At 37.7% G+C, this 13338-nt stretch carries 12 protein-coding genes; all 12 read left to right on the forward strand.

Annotated elements, in window-relative coordinates; genetic code table 11:
• On the forward strand, window positions 1-4155 hold the full coding sequence (locus EIH20_RS08555; protein WP_164470874.1) for a glucosaminidase domain-containing protein: 4155 nt from the start codon (window positions 1-3) through the stop codon (window positions 4153-4155).
• Entirely contained in the window at window positions 4155-6113 is a 1959-nt protein-coding gene (locus EIH20_RS05320) for a DUF859 family phage minor structural protein (protein ID WP_164470875.1), read from the forward strand. The genes EIH20_RS08555 and EIH20_RS05320 overlap by 1 nt, the downstream gene beginning before the upstream one ends.
• Window positions 6104-6400, forward strand: a complete 297-nt coding sequence (locus tag EIH20_RS05325; protein WP_124058484.1) for a hypothetical protein — start codon at window positions 6104-6106, stop codon at window positions 6398-6400. The genes EIH20_RS05320 and EIH20_RS05325 overlap by 10 nt, the downstream gene beginning before the upstream one ends.
• Window positions 6401-6449: 49 nt before the next feature.
• A complete protein-coding gene (locus EIH20_RS08645) occupies window positions 6450-6584 on the forward strand; it encodes a CD1375 family protein (protein WP_277423387.1) in 135 nt (44 codons plus the stop codon).
• Between the two features lie 42 nt (window positions 6585-6626).
• Window positions 6627-6998, forward strand: coding sequence for a hypothetical protein (locus EIH20_RS05330; protein ID WP_124058486.1), 372 nt, complete (start codon window positions 6627-6629; stop codon window positions 6996-6998).
• 12 nt (window positions 6999-7010) lie between these two features.
• The gene (locus tag EIH20_RS05335; RefSeq protein ID WP_124058488.1) at window positions 7011-7238 is read left to right on the forward strand and encodes a phage holin; all 228 of its coding nucleotides are present in this window, start codon (window positions 7011-7013) and stop codon (window positions 7236-7238) included.
• Between the two features lie 7 nt (window positions 7239-7245).
• Window positions 7246-8694, forward strand: a complete 1449-nt coding sequence (locus tag EIH20_RS05340) for a glucosaminidase domain-containing protein (RefSeq protein WP_124058491.1) — start codon at window positions 7246-7248, stop codon at window positions 8692-8694.
• A gap of 170 nt (window positions 8695-8864) precedes the next feature.
• Entirely contained in the window at window positions 8865-9380 is a 516-nt protein-coding gene (locus EIH20_RS05345) for a Panacea domain-containing protein (protein WP_124058493.1), read from the forward strand.
• Complete coding sequence (locus tag EIH20_RS05350) at window positions 9370-9768, forward strand: hypothetical protein (RefSeq protein ID WP_124058496.1); 399 nt, start codon at window positions 9370-9372, stop codon at window positions 9766-9768. The genes EIH20_RS05345 and EIH20_RS05350 overlap by 11 nt, the downstream gene beginning before the upstream one ends.
• Window positions 9769-10223: 455 nt before the next feature.
• Window positions 10224-10940, forward strand: a complete 717-nt coding sequence (locus EIH20_RS05355) for a response regulator (RefSeq protein ID WP_164470876.1) — start codon at window positions 10224-10226, stop codon at window positions 10938-10940.
• Window positions 10930-12018 (forward strand): sensor histidine kinase, encoded by a 1089-nt coding sequence (locus EIH20_RS05360; RefSeq protein ID WP_164470877.1) that lies wholly within the window; start codon window positions 10930-10932, stop codon window positions 12016-12018. The genes EIH20_RS05355 and EIH20_RS05360 overlap by 11 nt, the downstream gene beginning before the upstream one ends.
• A 13-nt stretch (window positions 12019-12031) precedes the next feature.
• On the forward strand, window positions 12032-13321 hold the full coding sequence (locus EIH20_RS05365) for an efflux RND transporter periplasmic adaptor subunit (RefSeq protein ID WP_164470878.1): 1290 nt from the start codon (window positions 12032-12034) through the stop codon (window positions 13319-13321).
• Window positions 13322-13338: the final 17 nt, after the last annotated feature.

Below are 13338 nucleotides of genomic sequence, written 5' to 3' on the forward strand. Positions count from 1 at the left end.
ATGCCAACAAATTTTGAAGTTGAAATTAAAAATGCCTGCATAAATGCATGGCATAAAAATAAAATTTGCCCTTCTTTAGCGGGGGCTCAATTAATGCTGGAATCCGGATGGCGACCAGGCCAACCATTGTCTAAATTAGCCGATGCGCCAAACTATAATTTGTTTGGGATAAAAGCAAGTCCTGACTGGAAAGGCGAAACTGTAACGATGGGAACACAAGAATTTATAGGTTCTTGGACTTCAATTAATGGTAGGTTCAGAAAATACGATTCTTGGAATCATTCTCTTGAAGATTACACATATTTCTTCACGAACACCGAATGGAGAAGAAATAATTATCGTAAGGTTGTGGGTCAATCAGACTATAAGATAGCTTGTGCCGAGGTTCAAAAGGCTGGATATGCAACTGATCCGCAATATGCTAAAAAGCTTATTAATCTGATTAATACTTATAAACTATATGAATGGGATAAAGAAGCCTATTCAAATTTGCCGTCTCAGGTAGCTACTGGTGGTGGTAAGTCGGTTGAAGTTGGTGGAAATATTAATCAAACATCAACCGATTATGTAAAGAACATTGCGGCAACTATTATTGGTGACAGTCTTGCGGTTGGAACTTTCCCTTATATTAAGAAACTTATTCCTAAAGCTAATGGAAATGTTAAAGGTAGCCGCCAATTAACGCATGCTTATTCATATGATTTAGATGCCACTCGCGTGACTAAATCAATGCTTTCTTCTGTTGCTCAAAATGTTGTGGTTATATTAGGAACTAACGCAGGTCTTAATAGACAAGATGTGACTAAATATATCGAGATGTTAGGAAACAGAAAAATTTTCTGGGTTAATACGGCTTCTAAAGGTGTTATTAACCAAGATAGACGAGATAACGTTACGAATGAAATTCGCTATCAAGCTCAAAATCGTTCTAATGTGTTCCTGTTAGACTGGGATAAATTCTGTCAATCTAATTGGTCATCGTATTATGGTGGAGATATGGTCCACATGAACGCAACAGGTTATCAGAAACATGCAGAATTTATTGTTCATGGTATTTACCAGGGATTGAACCAAAAACAAACAGAAGTAAATCCTAATGCTAAACCTGAAAAAGGCGATAATAAAAATGCAAAAGGAATTGGTATTGAAAATATCGAATACGATGATGGTCGTTACTACTCATTATTAGGTGAGTCTTCTATTCAAGATAGAGAAGCTAACGAACGGTTTTCTCGTCAGCAATCTTCAACTTTTGGATGGATAACGCGCAAATTTGAATCACAAGCAGAAGACGACCAAACACTGTTTAATGAAGCGCTAGCTAAATTAAAAGAATGGTCTACTCCTAGAGTTACTTATGATGTTCCGATTACATATTTACCAGATGGTATTAATGAGGGTGATTGGGTAGATGTTGTTGATCATAACTTTAACCCGCCACTTTACTTAGAAGCACAAGTAGCAGAAATTATTGAGTCAGAAACCGATGAAACAAAAAACTCTGTTAAGTTAACTAACATTAAGGCTGTTGATTCAGGAATTCCTGATTATATTCAGGTTATGCAAAGTAAGCTTAAATATATCGAAGATAGATTCTTTGATGAATCAAGGATGGAATTAACGATTGAATCATCTGAAGGCTTAGTTTTCCAGGATGGAATAACAAGTACTTTGCTATCAGTTAAACTGCTTCAAAATGGAGCTGAGATAACTTCGTATGCAGATGAATGGGTATGGTGGAGACGGACTGACTTATTAACTGAATCAGAAGACGAATTATGGACAGCCGAAAGCTTACCTCATTTAACTGTAGAAGAAGACGATTTTACCAACTTCGGAATCTATATGGTTGTAGCTAAAAAAGACGGGCGAATTATTGCAGACGCATCCATCAAGCTTAAGAAAGTTAAAACAGCAGATTCTGCTTATCAAATCGCTTTAAATAATGGCTTTAGAGGTACTGAACTTGAATGGCTAGAATCATTAAAAGGTAAAGACGGGCAAGACGGTGTAGGTATTCCAGGTCCTAAAGGTGAGGATGGGAAAACAACCTACACGCACGTTGCGTATGCTAGTGGTGGCTTGGGAGAAAACTTTAGTGTATCAGACCCGACTGGCCGAGCGTATATGGGAACATATGTAGACTTTACTGAAGCAGACAGTTTAGATCCAGCTAAATATAAATGGATGCTTGTTCAAGGACCTAAAGGGGATAAGGGCGACAGGGGTGCCGATGGTATTGCTGGTAAGGATGGTAAAGGTATTAAACTGACGACTGTTACATATGGCATTTCTGCCAATGAATCCACCCAACCAACTTCTTGGACAAGTCAGGTTCCTACTTTAGTCAAAGGTCAATACTTATGGACAAAAACAGTTTGGACTTACACCGATGACACAACAGAAACAGGTTATGTTAAAACTTATATTGCCAAGGATGGCAATAACGGTACTGACGGCATTGCTGGCAAAGATGGCGTAGGTATTAAAGCAACCACTATCACTTATGGGAAATCTACAAGCGGAACTTCAGCAAGTGGTATTACTTGGACTTCAGAAGTTCCTGTTGTTCCAGCAGGTGAATTCTTATGGACTAAGACTGTTTGGACATATACAGATAATACGACAGAAACAGGGTATTCTGTTGCAAAAATGGGGTTAGATGGTGCGAATGGTGTTCCAGGAAAACCTGGCGCCGATGGTAAAACCCCATACATTCACACAGCCTATGCAAATATGCAACCAACCAACATATTAGACACTTCTAAACAACAAGCTAATAAAGGCTATTTAGGTGACCCTGTATTGACAGATTGGAATGGCACTTCAGGTATAGCTGAAAAGATTGCTGTTACAAGTGGAAAAACCTATACATTTGTAAAAGATAGCAATGGAACAGCGGAAATCTATTGGCGTGTTGCAATGTTTGATGCCAATTCAGTCTATGCAGATAGATTTATTATTGGTGATAATTATGGAACTTGGGTTTGTCCACCAAATGTAAAATTTATTTCACCGTCTTATCCTACTGGGTCGAATCCTAAAATTTTTGTTGATACACCAAAAGATTTTTCAACAACAGACCCGAATAGAACACATATCGGACAATATACTGATTATGTTCAAGCGGATTCGACTAATCCTGAAATGTACAAGTGGATTAAGGTTAAAGGTGACCAAGGTCAAGATGGAGTTAACTTGGTTGAAGGTAGTTCAGAATTAATTGTTGATACGAAGAATAATCTTAATATCTATCCAACGACTTCTTATACATATTTAGGATATGCGGACATTACAAGTATAGATAAATCTATATCGGCTGGAGATATAGTTACTGTTTCTTGTGATATTGATGCGGATGCACCAACCAAACTTCAGATTTACGATAAAAACTTTAATCACCTACTTAAATTTGAATCAACAAAATCAGTTGATTTAGTAGCAGGAGCTCAAAGAGTTTCAGTTACTTTCAAAATCGTTTCAGGTGGTCGAGCTAGTGGAAAGCACCGACTAGATTTTTACAACTTTAATAATGGCGTGCATTTTAAAGTAACCAATATCAAAATAGAAAAAGGAAGTTATGCAACCCCTTATTCTAAGAATCCGATGGATATTCAAAAGGATATTGACGAAAAAGCCAAAGCGACTGATGTAGAAAGCGCCAATAAGCTAACACAAGAAGCGCTTAATAATATTCAAGGGCAAGTTCAAAATGCTATGCAAGAAGCACAAGCCAAAGCTAGCAAGGAAGAATTGAGTGCTTTCTTGAGTGCGTACAATGCTTTTATTGATGCGGTAGGTAAAGATAAAATCGCGACTGAAAAGAGTCTAGCTGATTCATTAAATCGTCTTGCCAAAGTTGAAAACAATTTAGGCGATATGGCCGAACGTTGGAGCTTCATTGATACTACTATGCAGATGAGTGAAGAAGGGTTTGTGATTGGGTCAAAATCAAAAGGAACTTATCTTCTTCAACGTGATGATCGTATTTCATTCTTTAACAATGGGGCAGAAGTGGCATTCATTAGTGGTGGTATGTTGCAGATTAATCAAGCAATCTTTGTTGAGCGAGCCCAAATTGGTCAATATATGTTTGTTGCATATGAGAATGACCCAGAGATTCTTGTTCTTAGACACGTTGGGGGTGTTAAATAGTGGCTACAGGAACATATACGACATACACCGCTCAAGTTACAAGCGGTTTGTATGCTCGAATTAAAATAAAAAATGATAATCCGGATACAGTCAATAATAGAACGCTTGTCTATTATGAAGCTGATGTATACCGCGGTGCTGGTTGGGCTTGGTATGACTTGATGAATCATACTGACTTCAAAATCACCATTGATGGCCAAGTAGTTTATTCAACAGCTACAGGAAATTATGATTTAAGAAATTCAGATTCATCGCCAGTTAAATCAGGAAGTATTTATGTTAATCACTCGGAAGATGGGACTAAGACATTTAACTTTGAGTTTTATGTTGATGCGACTGAAACAAAATCAGGAATTTACCCAGCAAGTGTTAAAGGGGCATATCAACTTCCAAATATTGCTCGAGTATCTGATTTTACATTCAGTTCAAGTAGTGTTCCTTTAGGAACGGCAGTCACTGTTAACATCGCTAGAGGAAGCACAGCTTTAACTCATAAGATTTTATACAGTTTTAATGGTGTTGAAACTCAACTTGCTACAGGTGTAGCAACTCAAGCGAGTATTACAATTCCTGCCTCTGTCGCTTCATCATTTACTAATGTTCAGAGCTTTAATATTCCAATTATTGTAGAGACATATAACGGGTCAGCATTGTTAGGAAGAAAAACAAATAACTTAACGTTAACTTTAATCGCAGCAACATATAAGCCTAAGTTAACTAGTGTTACTATCCAAGAACAGACTGCTAGTGTATCGGCCGCCTTTACAGATAATTTGAACTATTTAGCTAATTTGTCGACAATTAAAATTACGGCTAATGGATTGAGCTTAGTAGGTGCGGCTTCTTTATACACGTACGAGTATCGAGTAAAAGAGTATCCAGATTGGGCTACTAGAAATTCAGGAAACTCAATCACGCTTGGACCATTTCCTTTTGCGATTAGTGCGAAAACAGCATTAACTTTAGAAGTTAGAGCAATTGATTCACGTGGATTTGCTTCTGATTGGGTATCTAGCCCAACCGCAACACTGCATCCATACACCTCGCCTGTACTTGGCTCAATGGCTGTATTTCGTGGTGGTAGTGCTACTGATGCCATTGTTAATCGTAACTGGAGTGTTAAGAGCATAACGCCTGGAGATGCCTCAACAGAAAAGAATATTGCAAATTTACGTTTCTTAGTAAGAGAACAAGGCACAACGGCTTGGTATGGAAATACCGGAGCAACTTCAACAGCATTAAGTGGAGTTAACTCTCAAGCGGTTCTCTCAGGAACTTTCTTAGGTAATAAAAATTACGAAATTAAAGCGGTATTGAGTGATAAATTCAATACAGTTGAAAGTGCTATTATGGTGCTTCCAACTGAGCAGCTTCCGATTTCGTTTTACAAAGATAAGATTTCAATTGGTGAGATAGTTGATAAAGCTAGTGCATTTACATTGAATGTATCAACTGGTGGGGTTAAATCGAAAGGCCAAGTCCAAATCAACAAGAACGACAACGCTTTACAACTTAAAGGTGATACTCGAATATTCCAAGAGTTTTTCAAAGCAGGCGTTAGAAAAGGGTATTTAGGATTTCCTTCTGCTGGTAGCGACTTCTTTTATATTGCTAATGAGGCTGTTAGTAAAACTCTAGAGCTCGGAACTCTAGCTAGATATGGTGGCGAAGTATTACTTACAAATTCCACTTTAAGTCCGACCCTGTCTATGTTAAATGGTGGGGTGGTCATGGTGCATGCTGATGTTAATGCGAATAACTATACAACTTCTTTGATGGTATGGGTGTGGGAAACAGCACCTGGTAAGCTGGTAAACTTCCCAACTAACATGGGTCTGCTTTGGAACATAAACGTGAACGGTACACAACTTTATCAAATATTTTTCCCGGCAAATACTTCATTGCCAATTAAACGCAGGGAAAGAAATAATTCGGGGGTGTGGTCCGCATGGGCGTAAAAAATGTATACCTTAATATTGATGAACAAGGAAAGGTCCTAGACTTAAGTTTCGAGTCAGGGACCTTTTATTGTGAAGTGGATGAGGTAGTCACAGCCGATGAAGTGAAACAAAGTATCGGATTTAATGACTACAACTTGTCTTGGCAGAACAACTGTCTGGTAGCTGATCAACCTAAAAAACTATCGGAAATGGATTTACTAAAAGCACAACTCAATGCGTCACTCGAACAAAACAAATTCCTAGAAGACTGTCTAATCGAGTTAGCGAGTGTTGTGTATGCGTAATTTGTTTATCCTATTGATTCGACTTATTGAAAGAAAGGAGGTGTATTCAATGATGGCAATGTTATTTGCAATTAAAATCGTCGCAGGCGATTTAACATTTGCTCAGGTACCGCGTTTATTGAAAGACAAGGTTAAAGCTGAGTTGGAAAACATGGGCGTCGGTGAATTAGCAACCGAGGCTTAATTCTTAGCCACCCGGAGGTGGCTTTTATTTTGGGGGTAATTTATGACTGAATTCTTTTCAGAACTTAGCACACTATTTATAAATCATATGATGGAAGCTATCGTAGCTTCTTTTTTTATTGGCATAGGATGGATTTTTAACAAGGGAGTAAAAGCTTACCGCGAACATTTGGAGTTCAAAGAAGCAAGAATGTCAGAGGAAAGCACTGAGCAAGATTTAATTAAGCAGGGCGTGCTGTCATTGTTAAGATTTAGAATTAATCGAATTTGCAAAATAGTGAAAGAAAATGGAGAAATGACGCTAGACGAAAAACAAGATTTAGATGACATGATGAAAGCTTATGCAAATCTTGGTGGGAATGGTCGAACTAAAATGCTTTACGAAGAAATAATCAAACTAAAAATTAAATTATAGGAGGCAAAACTGATGAAAATTAATTGGAAAGTTAGATTGCAGCACAAATCATTTTGGGTAGCTTTAACAGGTTTAATCATTTTATTAGCTCAGCAATTAGGCTTCGAATTGCCAGGAAATATTGATGCGATTATCAATACAATTCTTTCGATTGCTGTCTTAATAGGAGTAATCAATGATCCGACTACACACGGGTTAAATGACAGTAATCAGGCCATGCTGTATGAAGAACCCAAGTAGGTGACTTATGGATAAAAATATTGAAAGAATTATCAAGGTGTATCGGGCAACTGATACACCTTTCTTTTTATCTGTCGTTATCGCTCAGTACATGATTGAGTCTAACAACGGTACAAGTGAGTTAGCCAAGCAGGCGCATAACTACTTTGGACATAAAATTGGCGAAAACTGGAATGGCCAAATTTACTACAAAGATGCTACCGAAGAACAAAATGGCAAGATGGTTAACGTTGGACAGACCGCTTGGAGAAAATATTCCACCTTAGAAGAATGCGTCGCAGATCACTTAAATTGGCTTACTCAAACTGAGTGGTACAAGAACTATTACGCGGATGCAATTAACGCTAAGACATACAAGGAACAAGCAGAAGTCTTAGAAGGTAAGTATGCGACTGCAAGCTATTATGCCGAAGCGATTATCGACAAAATCGAAAAGTTAAAACTGTACGAATACGATCAAGAGAAAGGATCTGATCAAGTTATGGGAATTAAAAAACCAAAACGCTTATTTGCTGACTATTTGCACGCTGGGTACATGAATCCGATTAAAGGGGTAGTGATCCATAATGATGCAGGGTCTATCGGTGGGACTGCAACTTTCTATAAAGGGTGGCTTCGAAACCGTGATAAAGATCTAGGAATCGCGCACTATTACATTACTGAGGAAGAAATTGGGCGCTATATCAATACGAATGAAGTTGGATGGCATACGGCTAACACAGAAGGCAATGGCCACTATATTGGCTATGAGGTATGCCAGTCTATCGGAGCAAGCCGTGAGGAATTCCTTCGCAATGAAGATATGACTTTGCGTCAAGTGGCGGAAGATATGCTTTTCTACAAGATTCCGGTTAACCGCAACACAGTCCGTTTGCACAAAGAATTCAGCTCAACGACTTGCCCGCATCGCTCTTGGGACTTGCATGGCCAAAGTGTAAACTCAGTTAAAGACTACTGGATTGCTAAAATCAAGCATTATCAATCGTTAGGTAAGACAGTAGATGAAATGATTGATGCAGAAAACAAAGGAGTCAAAGCTCCAGTATCAAAACCACAAGCGCCTAAAAGCGAACCAAAACCAACGATTAAAAAGGCAGAAAATATCTTTGCTGAATTAAAAGAAGGCCAGGAAGTGACGATTCGTAAGCAGATGACTCACTGGTTCATTCCGGATGGAAATGGAGGCAAGAAACCATCTATTTCAGTCGCTGGTAAGAAAGACAAGATTAAGAAGGTCATTTCGTGCGATAAATCTAACTCAAAACGAGCTTACTTATTAGCTGGGTTTAACTCATGGATCCTTGAGCAAGACTTAGAAGAAGCATACGCCTCACTTACTAAAGTTGAAGGTGCACCAGCAAAACAAAATCCAACTCCGGCTGTAGCAATGGTCGACGGTGAAGGATATGTGCATTTGAATGGCGTAAAATACAAAGTGAATTTGACCAAAGAATAATATTCCTTTAAACAGGAATATCTTTAGGTTATTCCACTTAAAAGGAATAAAGGGTATCCCAGAAATGGGGTACCCTCTTTTTTTATGACTTTAATCATATAACAGTTGCAAATTATGTTTACTCAGAGTATATTTGTGATACTAGTATGATAATAGGGGAGGGTATACAAATGTCGCAAAGGGTTCATAGTATTGCAAACTATTTAATCAATTCATATGAGCGAATTACTGAATCTTCATTCAATAATGATGAGATTACCCTTCAGAAGTTGATGTATTTTTCTCAAAAAACAGCATTTGCATTCCAAGGTAAACCAATCATTGATGAAGATTTCGAAGGATGGAAGCACGGTCCAGTATTGCCATCGCTCAGATTCTTTTTTGAATATTACAATCCAAACGATTCTATTCATGATGAGCTTACTGAAACAGAAAAATATATCATTGATAATACTATCTATATGTATGGTAGATTCGCACCATGGACATTGCGTAATATGTCACATGAAGAAAAAGCGTGGAAAAATTCTAGAATAGGATTGTCCGAAGGTGCTTGTGGATCTCGAGTAATTGAATTAGATGATATAAAAAAAGACGCAGAAGAAGTCAGATTATATGACCACCAATTCGATATGTATCTTGATGAATTTGAAGATGTCGAGGGGGAGTTTGTTAGTGTCCAATAGTTCTTCTGAGAGATACATCGGAACAATCGCCAAGGTAAGATTCCCTTATTATGATGTTACGACGTCTCAGCAACAATTTAAATTACGGCCTATGCTCATTATAGGAGCAGAAAAGGAATATTTACCATGTGATTTTACTGTTCTTCCTGTTTCTAGGGTTTCGAATCCACAAAATTTATCTGAAAGTTATGATATTAAGCTTGATAAAGATAAATGCGTATTACTGTCATTGAAAAAATCTCCATCTTATATACGTGTTCATAAACAAAGTTATGCTAATTCTATTGATGTTCGAGATGATATCATAAGTAATTTGAAGGAACTTGATTTAGATTTATATGAAGAAATAAAGGAAAAACATTCTGAATTTAATGAATCATTATTTTAAAAGCACAGCCATTTGGTTGTGCTTTGTCTATTAAAAAGACTCAAACGAGCCTGACATTTTAATAATCTTCTAAACCGCCCATGGTTTTAATGTGGGGCAATAATGGGGCAACGAAATACTTTGTAAAAACTTAAGCCCTCTAATCCTTGATATTACTTGATTTTTAAGAGTATAATTTTGGGTAGGTTAAGCTTGAGGGGCTAGTGGGAGTACTCCCGTGGAAGTTCGAGTCTTCTTGGCCGCATCCTAAGTAATACCTTAATACCAAGCTTACGAGCCTCTACAACTCGGAAGTTTGGTATTTTTTTGTTCTATTTGAGTTCAAGTCCAGATAGTGTTTGATTTATGGCAAAATTGTGGCAAATATTTCAAAAAAATGTCATTTGTTTATTTTAAATTTATTTTAATATGTTAGGATGCTAGTAGGATCACAAGGTCAGTAAAGGGGGCAAATGATGAAAGATTTCAGAATTCTTTTAGTTGATGACGAGATTGGCTTGACCGATATGATAAAAATAGTTCTAAACAAAGAAGGGTTTAATGATGTTTATACCTTTGATAAGGGTCATGATTTGCTGACGTTTTTGCAAGCTAATAAAGCGGATTTAATTCTCCTAGATGTCATGTTGCCAGATACAGATGGTTTTAGCTTGTGTCAGTCTGTTCGCCATTTAACTTCGTGCCCCCTAATTTTCCTTACGGCTAGAACGCGTGAGCAGGATAAAATTATTGGTTTTAATGCTGGTGGCGATGATTATATTACGAAACCCTTTGCCATTTCAGAATTAGTAGCACGAATTAAGGCCCATTATCGACGTAAGTATGAGTATGATCCTGATCAACAAGATTGTGTTTTAGAATTCGGGCCATTGAAAATCAATCTTAATTTGAGCCAAGTTTATTTAAATCAAGAACCTGTTAATTTTCCTGCTAAAGAATTGGAGTTGCTCATTTTCTTAGCGCAACATCCGCAGCGCCTATTTACATCGCAGGAGTTATATAGCTTATTGTGGAATAAAGATGAAGTTGGGGAAGAAAATACGGTAGCGGTTCATATTAATCGAATTCGTAAACGTTTGGCTGAGGATGCCAAACACCCACTCTTTATTAAGACAGTTCGGGGCATTGGCTATAAATTCGCTTTTGAGGAAGGGGTTAATAATGAAGAGTAAACCTATGCAAAGGCGAATTGTGCTTCGTTTAACGGTCCATTTTTTAATTCAACAGTTTATTATTTTATTTATTTTACCCTTGCCTGCCATTTTATTGGTTTATGTTTCCTATGAAAATGTAGAAGAAAATATTTCTTGGCTAGTCCTAATCTTAATCTTATTGTATGCCTTGTTTTATGGGTTCTATTATGGCTTACCTTTAATGGATTTAATTCAATCAATGATGAATATCAAAGAAGGGCGCTATCAGTTAGTCAAGCGGGCTAAACGACCGGGTGTCTTTTCATCGCGTATTTATAAAGAAATTTATGAGACGCTAGAGACTTTGTCTGAGGTGCTTAAACAAGCAGAAGAAGATCGACATCAATTTGCCCTTCAGCGCTCAGAATGGGCTGCTGGCATCACTCATGACTTAAAAACACCTTTAAGCTACATAAAAGGCTATACCGATATGCTTTTAATCGAAGATTATTCTTGGACTTCAGAGGAGCAGTTGAAATTCCTCCAGGGTATTCAAACTAAGATCCAGCATATGGAAGAACTAATTGATGATTTAGGACAAGTCTTTAAAGTCGATCAGATGTCTATGAGTCAAATGATGACGCAAGACTGTTTTGATAGTGTAGCCGTGATGAAGGATTTAATCGATGAGTTGCAAATGACTCAAGAAAGCAATGGATTTAGTTTAAGTGTTAGCCAAAATAGGATGATGCTTGCAGGTGATCAGAAGCTATTTAGACGGGCGATGTTAAATTTGTTAATGAATAGTGTAATCCATAACCCAAGCGATACACAGATTGATTGTCAAATGATTAGTCAAGGCGATCAAATCTTGATACGTTTGACAGATAATGGTGTGGGGATGGATGAAATAACTCGGGCCAATATTTTTAAGAAGTATTATCGAGGAACAGCTACCCATTCACCTAAGGAAGGAACTGGGTTGGGGATGGCTGTAACCAAACAAATAGTGGAAATGTTGCATGGGGAAATCAAGGTAACCAGTGTGGTCGGTCAAGGAAGTGTTTTTTGTGTAACCTTACCAAAGGCCCAGACAAATAAAGAAGTAAAAGGGTGACAGGATGAAAGACATGTTTAAACAAATCAAATTTAAAAATAAGAAGCAAAAATATGGTGTAATAGGCTTAGGAGCCTTATTGGGTCTCGTCTTTGTTTTGAGTATCATCAGTAATATTTTTGCAGGTGATAAGCCTAGTGATGAGGGGGATGTGACTTATGATGTTGCAACTTTGCGCAAACAAGAACCAGTATCGATAGAAGGGATTTCCGTTCTTGAATCGGACTCAAGTTATTATTATGATCCGAGTCGAGGTGAAATTGAATCTATATATGTTAAAACCGGGGACAAAGTTCAAAAAGGCGACACCTTGTTCACGTATCGCCAAGAAGCCATTGATGAGGAACTTGAAGATGCACAACGTGAAAAGAATCGCTTATATGCTAAAAGAGAGCAACTAGTCAAACAATTGAGTCAATTAACTGGCAAAACGTATAATTTTCAAGGCGACTGTATCGATCTTAATCAAGTTCAAGGCAAGCAAAGTTATGCGATTATTGAACCAATAAACCAGGACTTTGATGAAGCAGATATGTCAGTTGTTGTTCAAGCTTCTGATGCTACGGCGGTAACAAGCGATCAGGATGGATCGACCGGACTTAAGGATCAAATTAAGGAGCTTAATTACAATATCGAAGACGTGGAAATTAAACTGATGCGCTTAAAGAAAAAACAACATGGTCCCGTTAAAGCCAAGTTTGCGGGTGAAGTTGTCTTTGACCAGACTGGCGTTTTTAATTCAAATGTCCCTTTGGTTCGTTTAGTGAGTGGACAAAATACCTTGATTCAAGGAAATGTGAGTGAGTATGAATATTATCTAATGCAAGAAGATCGCCCTGTAGATCTACACGTTAAAGCTGAGGATCGAAAAGTCCAAGGGAAAATTACCCATTTTGATAAATTTCCGCCAATTAGTAATGGAGCACCCCTAGCCAGCCCAACTTCTGAAGGGGCGGGTGATTTAATGGCATCAGCAAGTAAAAGTCAGTCGGAAGCTGGACAATTTGGCTTTAGTATTTTGGCCGATGATTTTATTCAACCAGGTTTTTCAGTCAATATAAAGATTGCTATGCCGGGACTTGTCATTCCTAAAGATGCCATTATTAAAGAGAATAATCAAAACTACGTCTTTGTTTACCATGAAGGAAAAGTCAAGAAAACCGCCATTGATCTTGAACGCCAAGGAGCTCAAATGGTTGTTCAATCGGGGTTGAAAGCTGGCGACCAACTGATTCAATTTCCTCAACATTTAAAAGATGGACAAAGTGTACAAATTAATCAAGATCAAGAGCAAACAAATTAGGTTAGTAAAGCATAGAT

Source organism: Vaginisenegalia massiliensis, assembly GCF_900604935.1.
Lineage (GTDB): Bacteria > Bacillota > Bacilli > Lactobacillales > Aerococcaceae > Vaginisenegalia > Vaginisenegalia massiliensis.